This is a genomic window from Edwardsiella anguillarum ET080813 (assembly GCF_000264765.2).
Taxonomy (GTDB): domain Bacteria; phylum Pseudomonadota; class Gammaproteobacteria; order Enterobacterales; family Enterobacteriaceae; genus Edwardsiella; species Edwardsiella anguillarum.
On sequence record NZ_CP006664.1, the window covers coordinates 2,978,854 to 2,998,198 of the forward strand.

A 19,345-nucleotide genomic window follows, 5' to 3' on the forward strand; every position below is an offset into this window, starting at 1 on the left:
GTTACCTCCCTGTTCCGAGGGCGACGGCGATTTATGCCGGGCCATGTTTGGGGGGATTGTAGGTGGCTTGCGTTAGCCCGAACCCGGTGTTTATCAGGCAACAAGTTATGACCGCTACAGCACAACAACTCGAATTTCTTAAACAAAGCATCAAGACCATCCCTGACTACCCTAAGCCAGGTATCCTTTTCCGTGACGTGACCAGTCTGCTGGAAAAGCCCGACGCCTATGCTCTGAGTATCGAGCTGCTGGCGGCGCGCTACCGTACCGCCGGGATCACCAAGGTGGTGGGAACGGAGGCGCGCGGCTTCCTGTTTGGCGCACCGGTGGCGCTGGCGCTGGGCGTGGGCTTTGTGCCGGTGCGTAAGCCGGGCAAACTGCCGCGGGCGACGCTGGCGGAAAGCTATGCGTTGGAGTACGGCACCGATACGCTGGAGATCCATCAGGATGCCATCGATGCGGACGATCGCGTACTGATGGTGGACGATCTGCTGGCGACCGGCGGCACCATCGAGGCGACGACCCGCCTGATCCGCCGCCTGGGCGGCGTGGTGCACGACGCGGCGTTTATCATCGACCTGCCTGCGTTGGGCGGTGAGGCGCGTCTGAAAGCGATGAACATTAACTGCTACAGCCTGATCTCCTTCGACGGACATTAATCTGTAGCGCGCGTCATACGCTATCTCTCCGGGCCACCGCCAGTGCGGTGGCCCGGCTGTTTTTGCCGCCGCCGGGCGGCGGAATAAAGTGATGGGCATTGCGACAACTACTGTTACAATGATCAGATGATCGGGGCAGACGGGCGCCAGTGCTCGCCCTGCGCCATCAGTCCGACGCCGCTGGCCGTCTGTGGGACGGCCGGCGAATCTTCTTATTCTATCAGCGACGAATCATCAATGAGCTACCAGGTTCTCGCCCGCAAGTGGCGTCCACAAACCTTTGCTGACGTCGTGGGTCAGGAGCATGTCCTGACGGCACTGGCAAACGGGCTCTCTCTGGGCCGTATTCACCATGCCTATCTGTTTTCCGGTACCCGCGGGGTCGGCAAAACCAGTATCGCCCGTCTGTTGGCCAAGGGGCTGAACTGTGAAACCGGGATCACCGCCACGCCGTGCGGCGTCTGCGACAACTGTCGGGAGATCGAGCAGGGGCGCTTTGTCGACCTGCTGGAGATCGATGCCGCCTCGCGAACCAAGGTTGAAGACACGCGTGATCTGCTGGATAACGTGCAGTATGCCCCGGCGCGCGGTCGGTTCAAGGTCTATCTGATCGACGAAGTCCATATGCTGTCGCGCCACAGCTTCAACGCGCTGCTGAAAACGCTGGAGGAGCCGCCGCCGCACGTCAAGTTTCTGCTGGCCACCACCGATCCGCAGAAGCTACCGGTCACCATCCTGTCGCGCTGTCTGCAGTTTCATCTGCGTGCGCTGGATCATGAGCAGATCCGGGCGCAGCTGGAGAAAATCGCCCATGCCGAGGCCCTGACGGCGGAGCCGCGGGCGCTACAGCTGCTAGCGCGCGCCGCCGAAGGCAGCATGCGTGACGCTCTGAGCCTGACGGATCAGGCGATCGCCATGGGGCAGGGGCAGATTACCGCCGACGCCGTCAGCCAGATGCTGGGAACGCTGGACGATGAGCAGCCCCTGGCGCTGATCGAGGCACTGACTGCGGCGGATGGTGCGCTGGTGATGGCGCGGGTAGAGCAGGCCGCCGGGCGCGGCGTGGACTGGGAGAACCTGCTGGTAGAGATGCTGGCGCTGCTGCACCGGGTTGCGATGCTACAGCTGCTGCCCAGTGCGCTGGACAGCCAGTTTGCGGCGGTAGAGCCGCGTCTGCGCGAGCTGGCGCGGATGCTGCCGCCGGCGGATCTGCAGCTGTTTTACCAGATTATCCTCAACGGCCGTAAAGAGCTGGCCTTTGCGCCGGATCGGCGCATGGGGGCTGAAATGACCCTGCTGCGTGCGCTGGCCTTTCATCCTAAAGCAGTGATTGCCGAGCCGACTCCCGCGCCGGCGGCGGTGCAGGGCGGCGATATCCCCGTCGTCTCGGCCGCGACGGCACAGAGCGTCGCGCCGCTGGCGCCTGCACCGGCGGCGATGCCGCAGACGGTGAGCGCACCGCCGCCGGCGAACGCCGTGCCAGAGAGCACCGCGCAGCTATTACAGGCCCGCTCCCGCCTGCGGCAGAAGGCCGCCGGAGGGAGTGAGCCAAAAAAGAGTGAGCCGGCGGCGCCGCAGCGTGCGCAGCCGGCCTCTTCAGCGCTGGAGCGTCTGGCCAGCATAAGCGAGCGGGGCCAGCAGAAGATCGCGTCGGCGGAGCAAGCGCAGGCGTCGACGCGTAAAGAGGCCTATCGCTGGAAGGCGCAGAACCGTCCCGTAGAGGAGAAAGCGCCCAAGACGACGCCCAAGGCGCTGCGCAGCGCGCTGGAGCATGAGAAAACGCCGGAGCTGGCGGCGCATCTGGCGCAGGAGTCGCTGACGCGGGATACGTGGGCCCAGGAGCTGAGTCAGCTGCGGCTGCCCAAGCTGGTACAGCAGCTGGCGCTGAATGCGTTTCGTGAGTCTGCGCCGGAGGGAAGCGTGCTTCTGCATTTACGTTCGGCCCAGCGTCATTTAAACTCCGCCTCTGCGCGGCAAACGCTAGAGCAGGCCCTGAGCGACCACTATGGGCATCCGGTGGCGCTGAGCATTGTCGAGGATGATGATCCCCAACGGCGCACGCCGCTGGAGTGGCGTCAGGCTATCTATGAAGAGAGACTGGCGCAGGCCCGCGCATCGATTGCAGCGGATGGCAATATCCAGACCCTGCGGCGTCTGTTCGACGCCGAGCTGGATGAAGAGAGCATCCGCCCCGTTTAACCGCTGTGCCGCTGCGGCACGGCCCTACGAAAAAGAGAGAACGCTATGTTTGGTAAAGGCGGACTGGGCAACCTGATGAAGCAGGCCCAGCAGATGCAGGAAAAAATGCAGAAGATGCAGGAAGAGATCGCCCTGGTCGAGGTGACCGGTGAATCCGGCGCCGGCCTGGTGAAGGTCACCATCAACGGCGCGCATAACTGCCGTCGCGTGGAGATCGATCCCAGCCTGATGGAAGACGATAAAGAGATGCTGGAAGATCTGATCGCCGCCGCATTTAACGATGCCGCCCGTCGCATCGACAGCGAGCAGAAAGAGCGTATGGCCTCGGTTTCTTCCGGTATGCAGCTGCCGCCGGGCTTCAAGATGCCGTTCTGATGCAGACCAGCCCGCTTCTTGAATCCCTGATGGAGGCGCTGCGTTGTCTGCCCGGCGTCGGCCCCAAGTCGGCCCAGCGCATGGCGTTTCACCTGCTGCAGCGCGATCGCAGCGGGGGAATGCGCCTGGCGCAGGCGCTGACGCGCGCGATGTCGGAGATCGGTCACTGCCGAGACTGCCGTACTTTCACCGAGCAGGAGGTCTGTACTATCTGCACCAACGCGCGTCGGCGTGAGAATGGGCAGATCTGCGTGGTGGAGAGCCCGGCGGATATTCATGCCATTGAGCAGACTGGACAGTACTCCGGGCGCTATTTCGTGCTGATGGGACACCTCTCTCCGCTGGACGGCATCGGTCCACAGGATATTGGTCTGGACAGGCTGGAGGCGCGGCTGGGCCAGGAGGCGCTCAGCGAAGTGATCCTCGCCACCAACCCGACGGTCGAGGGCGAGGCGACCGCCAACTATATCGCGGAGATGTGTGCGGCGCACGGCGTACTGGCCAGCCGTATCGCCCACGGCGTGCCGGTGGGGGGAGAGCTGGAGATGGTCGACGGCACCACCCTGTCCCACTCTTTGGCCGGGCGTCACCCCGTGACGCGCTGATCCGCCAGGGGATACGCCGCCCGGCGTATCCCTGCCGCGATATCCACTCTCATTCACTCCGTCTCTACCGCCTGTCGCGGGTTATCTATTTTTTTACCCTTGAAAAGCGAATCCGCGGTCCCCATCTGTAACGCTATAACCCATTTTATCTGCGTGTTATCGATGAGAGGTAAAAGCGAATAATGAAAGGCCAAGAAACCCGTGGCTTCCAGTCAGAGGTGAAACAGCTTCTGCACCTGATGATCCACTCACTCTATTCCAATAAAGAGATCTTCCTGCGTGAGCTTATCTCCAACGCGTCCGATGCCGCTGACAAACTGCGCTTCCGTGCGCTGTCTAACCCGGATCTGTATCAGGGCGACGGCGAGCTGCGCGTGCGCATCAGCGTGGATCGCGACAACCGCACCCTGACGCTGAGCGATAACGGGATCGGTATGACGCGCGATGAGGTGATCGAGAACCTCGGCACCATCGCGAAGTCCGGCACCAAAGCGTTCCTGGAGTCCATGGGCTCCGATCAGGCGAAAGACAGCCAGCTTATCGGGCAGTTTGGCGTGGGCTTCTACTCCGCCTTTATCGTGGCGGATAAGGTCACGGTCCGTACCCGCGCCGCCGGCGCCAGCGCCGATCAGGGGGTATTCTGGGAGTCTACCGGTGAGGGCGACTACACCATCGCCGATATCGAGAAAGCCGAGCGCGGCACAGAGATCACCCTGCACCTGCGCGAGGGGGAAGATGACTTCCTGGATGACTGGCGCCTGCGTAACATCATCGGCAAGTACTCCGACCATATCGCCCTGCCTGTCGAGATCCTCAGCGGTGAGGGCGAAGAGGGCGAGAAGGCGTGGGAGAAGATCAATAAGGCTCAGGCGCTGTGGACCCGCAATAAAGCGGATATCAGCGACGAAGAGTATAACGAGTTCTATAAACACATCGCCCATGACTTCAGCGATCCGCTGGCCTGGAGCCATAATCGGGTCGAGGGCAAGCAGGAGTACACCAGCCTGCTTTACATCCCGTCCAAGGCGCCGTGGGATCTGTTTAACCGCGACCATCAGCACGGCCTGAAGCTGTATGTGCAGCGCGTGTTCATCATGGACGACGCCGAGCAGTTTATGCCGAACTACCTGCGCTTTGTGCGCGGTCTGGTGGACTCTAACGATCTGCCGCTCAACGTATCGCGTGAGCTGCTGCAGGATAGCCGCGTCACCCAGAACCTGCGTTCAGCGCTGACCAAGCGCGTACTGCAGATGCTGGAAAAACTGGCCAAGGATGATGCGGAAGCCTACCAGACCTTCTGGCAGCAGTTTGGCCTAGTGCTGAAGGAGGGGCCGGCGGAGGACGCCGCCAACCGTGAGGCGATCGCCAAACTGCTGCGCTTCGCCTCTACCCATAACGACAGCGCGCTGCAAAACGTGTCGCTGGACGACTACATTGGGCGGATGAAGGAAGGGCAGGAGAAGATTTACTACATCACCGCCGACAGCTATGCCGCCGCCGCCAGCAGCCCGCATCTGGAGCTGCTGCGTAAGAAGGGCATCGAGGTTCTGCTGCTCTCCGAGCGCATCGATGAGTGGATGATGAGCTACCTGACCGAGTACGATGCCAAGTTCTTCCAGTCCGTCAGCAAGAAGGATGAGACGCTGGAGAAGCTGGCCGACGAAGGGGACAGCGATGCGCAGAAAGAGGCGGATAAAGCGCTGGAGCCTTTCGTTGAGCGGGTGAAAACCCTGCTGGGCGAGCGAGTCAAGGAGGTGCGTCTGACGCATCGCCTGACCGATACGCCGGCGGTGGTCAGCACCGACGGCGATGAGATGACGACCCAGATGGCCAAGCTGTTTGCCGCCGCGGGACAGCAGGCACCGGAGGTGAAGTATATCTTCGAACTCAATCCGGAGCATGCGCTGGTGCAGCGCGCCGCGGAGCAGCAGGATGACGGGCGCTTTGCCCAGTGGATCGAACTGCTGCTGGATCAGGCCCTGCTCGCCGAGCGCGGCAGCCTAGAGGATCCTAACCAGTTCATCAAGCGTATCAACGCACTGCTGCTGGCCTGATAGCCAGACATCGCACGCAAGGGCGGCCCGTGGGCCGCCCTTTCTATTTGGCGCGCCGTCCTGCGGAGAGCGGGCTTTTTTACCGGCAATGGCGTCCGAACGACCAGTTTCACGTTTCAGCCGTATGCCGTCGCCTTGAGCCGGTGCCCGTTATAATGGTAAGGTTTAGCGTTTTTTAAATCTTAGGCAATAATTTGAGGGGAATTACGCGATGCGTATCATTCTGCTGGGCGCTCCGGGCGCCGGTAAGGGCACACAGGCACAGTTTATCATGGAGAAATACGGCATTCCGCAGATCTCCACCGGTGACATGCTGCGCGCTGCGGTGAAGGCAGGCAGTGAGCTGGGCAAACAGGCGAAGGCGATTATGGACGCCGGTAAGCTGGTGACCGATGAGCTGGTTATCGCGCTGGTCAAAGAGCGTATCGCTCAGGAAGATTGCCGCAGCGGTTTTCTGCTCGACGGTTTCCCGCGCACCATTCCGCAGGCGGACGCCATGAAAGAGGCCGGCATCAACGTCGATTACGTGCTGGAGTTTGCCGTACCGGACGAACTGATCGTCGATCGCATCATTGGCCGCCGCGTGCACCCGGGCTCCGGGCGTGTTTATCACGTTAAGTTCAACCCGCCGCAGGTTGAAGGTAAGGATGACGTGACCGGTGAAGATCTGATGACCCGTAAGGACGATCAGGAAGAGACCGTGCGTAAGCGTCTGGTGGAGTACCATCAGCAGACCGCGCCGCTGATTGGCTACTATGGCCAGGAAGCGCAGGCGGGCAACACCCGCTATGTGAAGATCGATGGCACACAGAGCGTCGATCGCGTGCGCGCCGAGCTGGAAAGCGTGCTGGGCTAATGTTGCCGGTGTCACGCGATGAAGCGGCCTGAGGGCCGCTTTTTTGTCGCCGCTATCCGGAGGGCTTGGCCGATGCCAGCGATTGGTGGGACGCCGCCGTTTATCCTTTACAATAGGGGCAAGCAAGTAGGGGAGCAAAGCGATGGTGGCAGAAAAAAATGGGGTACTGCTGGTGAATCTGGGCACGCCGTCGGCGGCGACGCCTGCGGCGGTCAAGGCCTATCTGGCGGAGTTTCTTAGCGATCGGCGGGTGGTGGATCTGCCGTCCTGGCAGTGGCAACCGCTGCTGCGTGGGCTTATCCTGCCGCGCAGGGCGCCGCGGGTCGCTCGCCTGTATCAGTCTATCTGGACGGCACAGGGGTCGCCGCTACTGTACTATAGTCAACGCCTGTGCGATGGGCTGCAGGCGCGCCTGGGTGGGGCGATCCCGGTCGCGCTGGGGATGAGCTACGGTGAGCCATCGCTGGATCGCGCGCTGTCTGCGCTGGCCGAGGCGGGGGTGACCCAGCTGACGGTGGTTCCGCTGTATCCACAGTACTCCTGTTCGACCAGCGCCGCCGTGTTTGACGGCGTGGCGGCCTGGCTGGCGCGCCAGCGGCGCATACCGGCGCTGCGCTTCGTGCGCGACTATGCGCAGCACCCGGCCTACATTGCCGCACTGTGCCAGCGCATCCGCCGCAGCGCCGCTGAACACGGACAGCCTGACACGCTGCTGTTTTCCTACCACGGCATCCCGCAGCGCTATGCCGATGAGGGGGATGACTATCCGCAGCGCTGTCTGGCGACCACGCAGGCGGTGGTTCAGGCGCTGGGGCTGACGCCGTCCCAGTATGCCGTCAGCTTTCAGTCACGCTTTGGCCGGGAGCCTTGGCTGACGCCCTATACCGATGAGACCGTGGTCGCCCTGGCTGCCGGTGGTACGCGCCATTTGCAGGTGATTTGTCCCGGTTTCGCCGCCGATTGCCTGGAGACGCTGGAGGAGATCGCGGTACAGAATCGTGAGGCCTTTTTGGCCGCCGGCGGCCGCCATTTTGCCTATATTCCGGCGCTGAACGATGATGACATGCAGGTAACGCTGCTGCAGCAGCTGGTCACGGTGCCTGCCGCGTAGGATGCCCGCTGACGCGGCCGGGGGGAGTGTGCTATTCTAGCCCGCTCCCTTTTCTTTTTGCCGATAACACAGATGAAATTCCCCGGTCAACGCAAGTCCAAACACTATTTCCCGGTTAATGCCCGCGATCCGCTGCTGCAAAAGACGCAGCATAATGAAATTGATAAAGCCTACGTCGTGGGTATCGATCAGACGCTGGTGGATATTGAGGCCAAGGTGGATGAGGCGTTTATCGCCCGCTATGGCCTGAGCCAAGGGCACTCGCTGGTGATCGAGGATAATGTCGCCGAAGCGCTGTACCAGGAGCTGTGTGACAGTAAGCTGATTACCCATGAGTTTGCCGGGGGCACGATCGGCAATACCCTGCACAACTACTCCGTGCTGGCCGACGATCGCTCGGTTCTGCTGGGGGTGATGTGCGAAAATGTCAAAATCGGCAGCTATGCCTACCGCTACCTGTGTAACACCTCAAGCCGCACCGATCTGGACCACTTGCAGGGCGTCGATGGCCCTATCGGGCGCTGTTTTACCCTGATCACCGATAACGGCGAACGTACCTTTGCCATCAGCCCGGGCATGATGAACCAGCTGCGTCCGGAAAGCATTCCCGAGGCGGTGATCGCCGGTGCCTCCGCGCTGGTGCTGACGGCCTACCTGGTGCGCTGTAAGCCGGGCGAACCGATGCGCGACGCGACCATGCAGGCGATCGCCTACGCCAAAAAGCACCATGTTCCGGTGGTGCTGACCCTGGGCACCAAGTATGTGATCGCCGACGATCCGCAGTTCTGGCGTGATTTCCTGCGCGATCACGTCACCATTGTGGCGATGAACGAAGAAGAGGCCCAGGAGTTGACCGGGCTGTCTGATCCGCTGGCGGCCTCGGACAGGGCGCTGGAGTGGGTGGATCTGGTGCTGTGCACCGCCGGTCCGGTCGGCCTGTATATGGCGGGCTATACCGAAGATGACGGCAAGCGCAAAACCCAGCATCCGCTGCTGCCGGGGGTGATCCCTGAGTTCAATCTGTACGAGTTCAGCCGGGCGATGCGGCGTGCCATGTGCGAAGCGCCGTGCCGGATCTACTCGCACATTGCGCCGTATATGGGAGGGCCGGAGAAGATCATGAACACCAACGGCGCCGGAGATGGCGCGCTCTCTGCGCTGCTGCACGATATCGCGGCTAATGAGTTTCACCGGACCAACGTGCCCAACTCCAGTAAGCATCAGCGTAGCTACCTGACTTACTCCTCCCTAGCGCAGGTGTGCAAATATGCCAACCGCGTCAGCTACCAGGTGCTCAATCAGCACTCGCCGCGTCTGACCCGCGGCCTACCCGAGCGGGAAGACAGCCTGGAAGAGTCCTACTGGGAGCGTTGAACAGCGCCTCTGTCTGCGGGCGGATGAGATGATCTTACGGAGATACGCCGGCGCAGCGCCGGCGTTTTCTTTGATCGGGTACGCTGTCATCTGCGCGGAGCCCGTGGCTAAATAGGACGCGAAAGGCTAGAAACGATCTCATTTACCCTAAGCGGAATACCCCTTTTCACTTTTTGCAAGCGTGCGTATAGAGCAATTTTCTTGATCGGCCGTAATATCATACAAATAAAAAATATGATGTAAAACAATGAATTGATTTCTTTTTTGCATTTGATCAAAATCTATTAAATTTAACTATCTTTAAAATTAATCAATCATTTATTTTTTATCAGTTTTATTGATTTTACTGTTTCCCATCGGACAATTAATCTTTGCGCAAGTTTTCAAATTAATAAAATAAATATTCCTGCTGTAATATCGGCAAGTGAATATATGCCCTGACAATATATTCTATATTGCAATTTGCATTGCGCCATATTAATAGCGCAGTGCCAATTTTTGCTATTTTAAATAAATCCTATTGCCTGTATTGGATTTATGTATTTCGGCATAAAGTCATCATGTTATGAGTTGTCGGGAATAATTTTTTCTCGCTGGCTCGCTATGCGAAATATATTCGCAGCCTCGTTCCGTGCCAACCTAGCGGTCGGATATTTTTAATTGATAAACGGAGTTATGATAATGAAGAAAATTTTACTGCCTGTTATGGCTCTGGCCGCTGCCGCTGTGAGTGGTCAGGCAAGCGCAGCTAACGGTAAAGTTGAGTTTACGGGTGAAATCGTTAATTCCACCTGTCAGGTAAGCAGCGACTCTCAAAATATCAACGTGTACTTGGGTAAATATCCGACCTCCGCGTTTAAAGCGGTTGGCGATAAGTCTGCATCCAAGGCTTTCCAGATCAACCTGGAGCAGTGTGAGCCGGGGAGCTACACCGTACGTTTCGATGGTAGCACCGTTGCCGGGCATCCTGACCTGCTGGCCGTCTCCAGCAGCGGCGCCACGGCGGCGGCGAAAGGCGTGGGTATCGAAATTACGGACGTTAATGGCAAACCGTTCCCGATCGCCGATCAGAGCCAGGGCGATGTGCCCACGGTGACGGTCGTTAGCGATAAGAAGGCGATATTTAACCTGCAGGCACGCTATCGCTCTTATGCCAACACCGTTACAGCCGGTCTGGCCAACGCGACCAGCCCGTTTACCATCGAATATAAATAATTATTCGTCGGAATATTCGGCCAGGGATGGTCCGTATAGAGGAATAAGATGAAACGAATCGTTGCCGCATTATTACTGGTGAGCGCTTTTGCTGCTCATGCAGGAATTCAGGTTGATGCTACTCGCGTTATTTATAATGGCGATGAAAAGTCAGCGTCACTGCCTATCCACAATGACAGCGCGGATGCCTATATGGTGCAGACCTGGCTGGATAAAGGGGATAGCACCAAGGTAGAGAGTAAGTTACCGATGGTGGTGGTGCCGCCGATTGTTAAGCTGGACGCGCAAAAATCGGCAATTTTACGCTTCATCTATTCCGGACAGGGTTTTCCGCAGGATCAGGAGACACTGCTGTGGGTGAACGTGCAGGAGATTCCGCCGACGCCCAAGCAAGAAAACGTATTACAGGTTGCCGTGCGTACGCGGATTAAGCTGTTTTATCGCCCGAGTTCGCTGCATACCACTCTGGATGAGCAGGTGCATAAGTTGCGCTGGCAGAAAGCGGGAAATCAACTGCTGGCCATCAACGACGGGCCGCTACACATCACCTTTGGCTCTGTACAGATGCAGGGCAGCAACGGCAAGCCCATCGCGGTCGATGCCAATATGGTTGACCCCCATAGCCGCCTGGCGATCGCCATTCCGGCGGGGGCTCGCGTCGGCAATACAGTCTCCTTCAGCTACATCAATGACTTTGGAGGCCGGACTGAGGTTAAGGACGCGGTAGTTCACTGACGGAGAGAAGCGGGATGGCGCAACAACAACGGACAGTATCACTGAAGACAGAGCCGACACGCTGGATGTGCCTGGCGTTTGCCGCCGGTAGCCTGTCCTTGGGGTGCAGCGCATCGGCCTGGGCCGAGTTTAACATGTCATTCGTTCACGGCAGCGAAAACGTCAACGCCGCTCAGGCGGTGGCTGAGGGCAACGCGCTGCCGCCCGGAGAGTATCCGTTTGCGATTTACCTGAACAAGCAGCAGGTCGACAACAAAGTTATCCGTTTCACGGCGAAAGAGGGCGCCGCCGCCCAGCCCTGCCTGACGGTGGAAGACCTGCTTAACTATGGGGTGAAGCTGCCCGATACGCTCACGCCGGGCAGCTGCGTTGACGTGGCCGCCGCCGTCAATGGCGCCACGCTCTCCTTCGATCCGGCGGTGCAGCAGCTCGACCTCTCTGTGCCGCAGGTCATGCTGGCGCAGCACGCGCGCGGCGCCATCCCGACGACCCTGTACGATCAGGGGATCAACGCCGCCTTTAGCAACTACAGCCTGAACTATAACCGCAACAGCAGCCAGCGTCAGAGCGGTCAAAACAGCGAATATACCTTTCTGTCCCTGAATAACGGTCTTAACCTGTGGAACTGGCGCCTGCGCAATAACATGACCATGAATAAAGTCAGCGGTCAGTCGGCACAGTGGGACAATATCGCGACCTGGGCGGAGACGGATATCGCGTCCTGGCGCAGCCGGCTGCAGCTGGGGCAGGCCAGCACCAATAATACCGTTTTTAATAGTATTCAGTTTCGCGGCGCCCAGCTTTCCAGCGTGGATGATATGCTGCCCGAAAGCCTGCGCGGCTATGCGCCGGTGGTGCGCGGCGTCGCCTCAACCAACGCCCGCGTCGACATTCGCCAGAACGGCTACGTGGTGTACAGCACCAACGTGGCGCCGGGGCCCTTTGAGATCCGCGATATCTATCCGCACTCCAACAGCGGCGACCTGCAGGTGACAGTCAATGAGGCTGACGGCACGCGTAAGCACTTTACTGTCTCTTACTCCTCCATCGCCAATATGCTGCGCGAAGGGATCTGGAACTACCAGCTGACAGCGGGTCGCTACCAGAACGGCGACACCCGCTATACACCCAACTTTATGCAGGGGACGCTGGCGCGCGGCATCGCCTATGGTCTGACGCCCTATGGCGGGCTAATCGTGGCGGATAACTATCGCGCCGCCGCGCTGGGCGTGGCCAAAAATATGGGCGAGTGGGGCGCCATCTCCATCGATGGCTCCTATTCTGATACGACGTTGGCCAACGGTGAGCGCGCCCGCGGACAGAGCTACCGTTTTCTCTACTCCAAGTCCTTGAACCAGATGGGCACCAACGTACAGCTGGCAGGCTACCGCTATGCGACGTCGGGCTATTATGACTTTGCCGATGCGGTAGAGGAGCGCAGCCGCTGGCGGCAGGGGATATACGAGAACAACTACTATAACCCGGGCGATGAGCAGACCGGGATCCCCGATCTGGACAATCGCAACCAGCATCGCGTGTATACCTCGCGCTATGCCAACAAGCGCGAGCGCGTGGATGTCTCCATTAACCAGCAGCTGTGGCAGGGGGCGACGCTGTATGCCAACGTCAGCAGCCAGAGCTACTGGGGCGGCGGTGGCCGGGATCGTACCGTCCAGCTGGGCTACAACGACGCCATTAAGCGCATTAGCTATGGCGTCTACCTGCAGGATACGCGCAGCCAGTACGGCTACGCCGATCGCAGCATCAACCTGTCGGTGTCGATCCCGCTGAACTGGGGACGCGACAACCATTCGGCCTCGCTGAACGTCAGCGGGACCCACAGCCGTCAGAGCGGAGATAGCTATAACACCGGCATCAGCGGAACGGCGCTGAGCGATCAGCGGCTGAACTACGCCCTGAGCACCGGGCATACCGAGTCGGCGGGGCAGAGCAGCGCGCTGAACCTGGGCTACCGAGGCGCCTATGGCAACCTGGACGGCAGCTATAGCTACAGCAACAGCTATAACCAGCTGGGGCTGGGGCTCTCCGGCGGCGTATTGCTTCACTCTGGCGGCGTGACGCTGTCGCAGCCGCTGCAGAATACGGTCATTCTGGTCGAGGCGAAGCACGCCAGCGGCGTTCGCCTGGATAACCAGAGCGGCGTGGCCATCGATCCCTTTGGCTATGCGGTCGTTCCCTCAGCGACGCCATACCGATTCAACGCGGTGGCGCTGCATACGCAGGACTTTGAGCCGGGCCTGGACGTGCCGGTGGCCAGCAAGCAGGTGGTACCGACGGAGAAGGCTATCGTGAAGGTGCGCTTCGATACGTTTTACGGCGTGAGCCTGCTGATCCATAGCCACCTCAACGACGGCGGCTATCCGGCGGTCGGCGCCAGCGTCTTTAACCAGCAGGGGCGTAACAGCGGAACTGTGGGACTTAACGGCGATCTGTATGTATCCGGGGCGCAGCCGGGCGAGAGGCTGACCCTGCGCTGGGGCAATCAGCCGGGCCAGCAGTGCGCGCTGGCGCTGCCGTCCGATCTGTCGATGCGGAATACCACGGCCGGCTACCAGGAACTCTCTCTCCCCTGTCAGACTCAATAAGGTGACGGATTAATGAAAAGCCTAAGTATAAAACAGGCGCTGGCATTCACGCTGCTGCTGCTGGGTCTCTGCGTCAGCCGCCCGGCGTCTGCGCTCTCCTGTCGGGAGGGCAGTAACGCATCGAGCTGGGTGCCCATCGGGAATATTTATCAGCGTATCGATATCGGGCGGCCGATTATCCTGTCCGCCGCCGACTTTACCGCCGGTAACCTGATTTGGCGTTCGCAGAACTTTACCACCACCTTTACCTGCTGGGATAACTGGAATACCGGAAGGGGAGAGCACGCCTACATTTACTGGAACCCGAAGGATGCGTTTGGGAGCCTGCACCGTTCACTGTCGGTTGGGGTCTCGATCAACGGGATCGACTATGATGCGATTAACCTCAAGCAGAGCGGCAGCCGGCCCAGCGGCCCCGATCTGGGCGAGGGGACATCAAACAGCGGCGGCGGTATTGCTAGACCGCGTACGCTCACCGTCAGCTATTCGGTGTACATCAAGGCCACCGGCATCAAGCCGCCGGCGGGTAACTTCCCGGCGCTGGGGCTACCGTCGCTGTTTCAGATTGACGGCGTGGGCGGCTTGGATGCGCGCCCCAACGGCAACTTTAACGCCTATATCTCCGGGTTGGATAAGATCCAGGTGATCCACTGCAACCCGCAGATCAGCGTGCTGGCGAATAACGGCAACAGCATCGACTTTGGTACGCTGAGCGCCGCTGGCGCCCGCCCGGGCGTTATCGCTCGCCAGATACCGTTCAGCATCAAGGCGACGCTGCTCGGTGGAGAGTGCGGCGGGCAGCAGCTACAGGCCAGCTTCAGCACTTTGAGGCCGGACGTCAGCGATCGATCGCTGATCCTGCCGGATACCAACCCAGGCGTCGGGATTTTCCTGACGAAGGCGGGGGATACCGGCGCGACGCCGATCCCGCTGCAGACCAATATCGATTTCGGCGGTCGGCTGCAGGATAAGCAGAATGAGGTGAGCGAGAACTTTACCGCCAATCTGAAATGGCTGACCAATCGGCCGACGGCGGGGCGCTTCCATGCGACGGCCAACATCGACGTCACCTTTAAATAGCCGGGTGCGCCCCCGTGGCGGGGAGCGCGAATCCGGGTCACCCCCGCGGCGGCTTTTCGGCCGCCGCCCGTCCGATCCTCTCCCTGTTTTAGCATGCGCTGCGTGCAACTCTAGAGCCTTTAATGCATTGTTAGGTGAGTTGCGTCACAATAACTGGCTGATTTACAACATAATCACCGCCTGATTCAGGGTAAGATAAGGGCGTTCGCCGCCGTGCCTTCCCCGTGGCTGGCATGAGCGGCGCGTTATTGTGACAAGGAGAGAGGGCAATGAAATTTACCTATCGGGGTGCCGCCTGCGCGATCGCGCTAACGCTGGCGCTGACGCCAGGCTGGTCGCTGGCCTGGGAAAAAGATAAAACCTATAACCTGACCATTCTGCATACCAACGATCACCACGGCCACTTCTGGCAGAGCGAGCAGGGCGAATATGGCCTGGCTGCCCAGAAAACGCTGGTGGATCGCCTGCGTGCCGAGATCGCCGCCGAGGGCGGCAGCGTGCTGCTGCTGTCGGGCGGCGATATCAATACCGGGGTGCCGGAGTCCGATCTGCAGGATGCCGAGCCCGATTTTCGCGGCATGAACCTGGTGGGCTACGATGCGATGGCCATCGGCAACCACGAGTTCGACAACCCGCTGAGCGTGCTGCGCCAGCAGCAGAAGTGGGCCGACTTCCCGCTGCTGTCGGCCAATATCTATGCGCAGGATAGCGGCAAGCGCCTGTTCCAGCCCTATCAGATATTCGATCGCCAGGGGATCCGCATTGCGGTGATCGGCCTGACCACCGACGATACGGCCAAAATAGGCAACCCTGAATACCTGAAGAACATCGAGTTCCGCCCCCCGGCGGCGGAGGCCAAGGGCGTGGTCGAGCAGCTGCGGGCCAGCGAGAAGCCTGACGTGGTGATCGCCGCGACGCACATGGGCCACTACGACAACGGCGAGCACGGCTCCAACGCTCCGGGCGATGTTGAAATGGCGCGCGCGCTGCCGGCGGGCTACCTCGATATGATCGTTGGCGGCCACTCGCAGGATCCGGTGTGCATGGCACAGGAAAACCGGAAACAGGCGAACTATGTCCCCGGTACGCCCTGTGCGCCGGATCGCCAGAACGGGACCTGGATCGTACAGGCCCATGAGTGGGGGAAATATGTCGGGCGGGCCGACTTTACCTTCCGTAACGGGGAGCTGACCCTGCAGCGCTACCAGCTGATCCCGGTGAACCTCAACCGACAGGAGAAGCAGGCCGACGGTTCGAAGACGCGGATCTACTACACCGAGGCGATCCCGCAGGATACGGCGATGCTGAAGCTGCTGACGCCGTTCCAGGATCAGGGGCAGGCCGCGCTGGCGGTGAAGATCGGCAGCGTAGAGGGGCGTCTGGAGGGGGACCGCAGCAAGGTCCGCTTTGAGCAGACCAACATGGGGCGCCTGCTGCTGGCGGCGCAGATGGAGCGAACCCATGCCGACCTGGGGGTGATGAGCGGCGGCGGGGTACGCGACTCGATGGACAGCGGCGACATCAGCTATAAGGATGTGCTTAAGGTGCAGCCGTTCGGCAACACCGTCGCCTATGTCGACATGAGCGGCGCGGAGCTGGAGAAATACCTGGGCGTCGTCGCCAATAAAAAGCCCAACTCCGGCGCCTATGCGCAGTTTGCCAACCTGAGCCTGACGGCGGACGGCAAGCAGGGCGTCAGCGGCGTGAAGATCGGCGGGAAACCGCTGCAGGCCGATCGGACCTATCGCGTGGCGCTGCTGAGCTTTAACGCCAGCGGCGGCGATGACTATCCCAATGTGACCCAGCATCCGGGCTACGTGAACACCGGTTTCGTCGATGCCGAAGTGCTGAAGGACTATATCCAGCGCCATTCGCCGATCAAGGCGGCGGACTATCAGCCGAACGGCGAGATCGTGTATCGCGATTAAGCGTCAGCGCCTACGCCGCACGTAGCGGTATTCACCTCTATAACGGCATGCGCGGCATGCCGTTCTTGATCGCCGCGAAGCCGGCCTCAGGCCGCGTCGCACTTGGCGATATCGGCAAAGCTTCCCTGCAGCAGGGCGGCGAGATCGGCGGCGGCCAGTTCAATGTCTAATCCGCGCTTGCCGCCGGAGACAAAGATGGTGTCGAACTGACGGGCGGGCGCATCAATCACCGTCGGCAGGCGCTTTTTTTGCCCCAGCGGACTGATGCCGCCGACCAGATAGCCGGTGACGCGCTGGGCCAGCGCAGGGTCGGCCATGTCGGCCTTCTTGGCGCCGAATGCCTTGGCGACCTTCTTGAGATCGAGCTGGGTGGCGACCGGTGTGACGGCGACGGCGAGCTTCTTGCTGTCGCCGTTCAGGGCGACCAGCAGCGTTTTATAGACCCGATCGGCGCTCAGACCCAGCTTGCGCACCACTTCGTCGCCGAAGTTGGTTTCATGGGGATCGTGCTCATAGGCGTGCAGGGAAAAAGCGATGTTATTTTTTTCCAGTAGCAGAACAGCTGGCGTCATTGGGAATACCTCATCATGCGTTTTGCCGCCAGTATATATCATACAAAAACGTTGACCAGCGCCGGACGACGGCATCGCGTGGATCGCGTGCCGCGGGAGAGCGTCAGGATCACTCGGTGGATAAGTTCCGGTGGATAACGGTTGCCAGCGCGGCGTGGCGATTGCTACCCTATACAGAAGACCGGGCCCCCCTGGGGGGACGCCCGGCATAATAATAATATCTGAAGTTCCTCTTTGACTGGCCAATAGCGATATTGGCCTTTTTTATGCGCCGCGCGGGCGGGATCAGGCAAACAGGCTGATGATCAGCACGATGATCAGGCCGACCACCGAGTTAACCAGCTCCAGCAGTCCCCAGGTCTTCAGCGTGTCCTTGACCGACAGATCAAAATATCCCTTAAACAGCCAGAATGAGGCATCGTTGATGTGCGTCAGGGTGTTGGAGCCCGCGGCGGTGGCCAGCACCAGCAGCGCCGGATTAACGCCGACCAGCTGACCCGTCGCCGGATCGAGTATGGCGGCGCTGATGATCCCGGCGGCGGTCATGGCAGAGACGACGCCCTGGCCGGTCGCCAGACGGATCAGCACGGTGATAAGCCAGGCCATGATATAGGGGGAGACATTGCCATGGGACATCAGCATACCGATGGTATCGCCGATGCCGGTATCGATAATCGTCTGCTTCAGCACGCCGCCTGCGCCGATAATCAGGATCACCATGGCAATGCTTTTTACGGCGTTCTCAAAGGCGTTCATCACCCACTGCATGTCGTGACCGCGTGCGGTGCCGAACAGCACAAAGGCGACCAGCATGGCGATAAACATGGCGATGGGCGACGAACCGATAAAGTTGACGACCTCCCAGGCAGGCGTCCCTTTGACCAGCCAGACGTTGGCAATGGTCGTTGAGATCATGATGATCGCCGGGATGAGAGGCACCAGAATCGAGATGCCGAAAGAGGGCAGGTTATCGCGATCGACCGGGACATCCTGCGTCAGAAAGGCCGGCGTCGGACGTTCAAGGTTGCCGAGAAACCTTGGCAGGATCAGACCGGCGCAGATGACGCTCGGAATGGTGACCAGAATACCGTAGATATAGACCATGCCCATATCTGCGCCGTAGGCGTTGACCAGGGCGACCGGCCCCGGCTGCGGCGGAAACAGTGAGTGCGCCGTTGTGGCGGCGGCGACGGCTGGGATTGCCAGCTTCAGGAAGGGGATTTTGGCCTCGGCGGCGATGACGATCACCAGCGGTGCCAGCATGATAAAGGCCACCTCATAGAACATCGCCAGGCCGAAAATCAGGCCAATGATGATCACGGAGAGCTGAACATAGCGCAGCCCCAGACGCGTCAGCAGCGTATGGGCTATCTGATGTGCGGCGCCGGAGTCGACCATCAGTTTACCGATCACGGCGCCAAACACCACGATGATCGCCAGCTCGCCCAGGGTACTGCCGAAGCCGGATTTCATGGTATGCAGCAGCGCCATGAGATCCATTCCGGCGAGCATGCCGACGGAGAGCGCTGCCAGCAGTAGCGCCACCATCGAGTTGATACGAAACTTGAGGTTCAGTACCAGCATCAGTCCGATGCCGAATACGACCCAGAGTATATTGAGAATATGCATAAAATCCCTGTCATTTGGTCAACCAATTTAAATTCGGCCGACATGTTATCTGTTTTTGGTTGACCAATGATGCGACGATTATCACACCACTTTATTTATTATTTAAGTGACTAATAGCTTGCTATATCTTTTGGCGCCGCCGTGGCGCAGTGATTTTTTCCTTTTTATTCAATTGATTGTGTTTTTATCGGGCTCATCAGGCGCGAGAGCTCCGCGATCGCCGTCATATTTTGGCGGGGAGACGACGCGCGGGACGGGATGCGGGCAGCTGAACCGATGTTATTTGATCCGCCTCGTTTTTCCGTGCGCCGCTGGCCACGCCGTCGGCGGGCGGTGGTATAGTTCGA

General features: G+C 59.9%; 15 protein-coding genes and 1 other annotated feature. Of the genes, 13 read left to right on the forward strand and 2 right to left on the reverse strand.

Annotation, left to right across the window (positions count from 1 at the left end; all coding sequences use genetic code 11):
• Nucleotides 1–107 precede the first annotated feature (107 nt).
• The 13 genes from apt to ushA all read left to right on the forward strand — a co-directional run bounded on the left by apt (nucleotide 108) and on the right by ushA (nucleotide 16,797).
• The gene (gene apt, locus ETEE_RS13425) at nucleotides 108–659 is read left to right on the forward strand and encodes an adenine phosphoribosyltransferase (protein ID WP_034163634.1); all 552 of its coding nucleotides are present in this window, start codon (nucleotides 108–110) and stop codon (nucleotides 657–659) included.
• A 237-nt stretch (nucleotides 660–896) separates the two neighbouring features.
• Entirely contained in the window at nucleotides 897–2,858 is a 1,962-nt protein-coding gene (dnaX, locus tag ETEE_RS13430) for a DNA polymerase III subunit gamma/tau (protein ID WP_034163813.1), read from the forward strand.
• Nucleotides 2,195–2,255: a sequence feature (DnaX frameshifting element), on the forward strand. It overlaps the preceding gene by 61 nt.
• Nucleotides 2,859–2,903: 45 nt before the next feature.
• Entirely contained in the window at nucleotides 2,904–3,233 is a 330-nt protein-coding gene (locus ETEE_RS13435) for a YbaB/EbfC family nucleoid-associated protein (protein ID WP_034163632.1), read from the forward strand.
• A complete protein-coding gene (gene recR / locus ETEE_RS13440; RefSeq protein WP_034163631.1) occupies nucleotides 3,233–3,838 on the forward strand; it encodes a recombination mediator RecR in 606 nt (201 codons plus the stop codon). The genes ETEE_RS13435 and recR overlap by 1 nt, the downstream gene beginning before the upstream one ends.
• Nucleotides 3,839–4,020: 182 nt before the next feature.
• A complete protein-coding gene (gene htpG / locus ETEE_RS13445; protein ID WP_034163630.1) occupies nucleotides 4,021–5,892 on the forward strand; it encodes a molecular chaperone HtpG in 1,872 nt (623 codons plus the stop codon).
• 211 nt (nucleotides 5,893–6,103) lie between these two features.
• Nucleotides 6,104–6,748 carry an adenylate kinase gene (adk, locus tag ETEE_RS13450; RefSeq protein ID WP_034163629.1) on the forward strand — a complete coding sequence of 215 codons (645 nt, stop codon included), beginning with the start codon at nucleotides 6,104–6,106 and terminating at the stop codon, nucleotides 6,746–6,748.
• A gap of 142 nt (nucleotides 6,749–6,890) precedes the next feature.
• The gene (gene hemH, locus ETEE_RS13455) at nucleotides 6,891–7,859 is read left to right on the forward strand and encodes a ferrochelatase (RefSeq protein WP_034163628.1); all 969 of its coding nucleotides are present in this window, start codon (nucleotides 6,891–6,893) and stop codon (nucleotides 7,857–7,859) included.
• A gap of 72 nt (nucleotides 7,860–7,931) precedes the next feature.
• Nucleotides 7,932–9,233, forward strand: a complete 1,302-nt coding sequence (locus ETEE_RS13460; protein WP_034163627.1) for an inosine/guanosine kinase — start codon at nucleotides 7,932–7,934, stop codon at nucleotides 9,231–9,233.
• Between the two features lie 681 nt (nucleotides 9,234–9,914).
• The gene (locus tag ETEE_RS13465) at nucleotides 9,915–10,448 is read left to right on the forward strand and encodes a fimbrial protein (protein ID WP_034163626.1); all 534 of its coding nucleotides are present in this window, start codon (nucleotides 9,915–9,917) and stop codon (nucleotides 10,446–10,448) included.
• Nucleotides 10,449–10,496: 48 nt separating this feature from the next.
• Nucleotides 10,497–11,183, forward strand: coding sequence for a fimbrial biogenesis chaperone (locus tag ETEE_RS13470; protein ID WP_034163625.1), 687 nt, complete (start codon nucleotides 10,497–10,499; stop codon nucleotides 11,181–11,183).
• Between the two features lie 14 nt (nucleotides 11,184–11,197).
• Complete coding sequence (locus tag ETEE_RS13475) at nucleotides 11,198–13,789, forward strand: fimbria/pilus outer membrane usher protein (protein WP_034163623.1); 2,592 nt, start codon at nucleotides 11,198–11,200, stop codon at nucleotides 13,787–13,789.
• A 12-nt stretch (nucleotides 13,790–13,801) separates the two neighbouring features.
• On the forward strand, nucleotides 13,802–14,869 hold the full coding sequence (locus ETEE_RS13480; protein WP_034163622.1) for a fimbrial protein: 1,068 nt from the start codon (nucleotides 13,802–13,804) through the stop codon (nucleotides 14,867–14,869).
• Nucleotides 14,870–15,138: 269 nt separating this feature from the next.
• Nucleotides 15,139–16,797: a bifunctional UDP-sugar hydrolase/5'-nucleotidase UshA gene (ushA, locus tag ETEE_RS13485; RefSeq protein ID WP_034163620.1), complete on the forward strand. Its 1,659-nt coding sequence runs from the start codon at nucleotides 15,139–15,141 to the stop codon at nucleotides 16,795–16,797.
• 86 nt (nucleotides 16,798–16,883) lie between these two features.
• On the opposite strand, the gene ybaK is transcribed toward ushA, so the two are convergent.
• Nucleotides 16,884–17,369 carry a Cys-tRNA(Pro)/Cys-tRNA(Cys) deacylase YbaK gene (ybaK, locus tag ETEE_RS13490; RefSeq protein WP_034163618.1) on the reverse strand — a complete coding sequence of 162 codons (486 nt, stop codon included), beginning with the start codon at nucleotides 17,367–17,369 and terminating at the stop codon, nucleotides 16,884–16,886.
• Nucleotides 17,370–17,654: 285 nt separating this feature from the next.
• Nucleotides 17,655–18,998 (reverse strand): gluconate permease GntP, encoded by a 1,344-nt coding sequence (gene gntP, locus ETEE_RS13495; protein ID WP_034163616.1) that lies wholly within the window; start codon nucleotides 18,996–18,998, stop codon nucleotides 17,655–17,657.
• Nucleotides 18,999–19,345 lie beyond the last annotated feature (347 nt).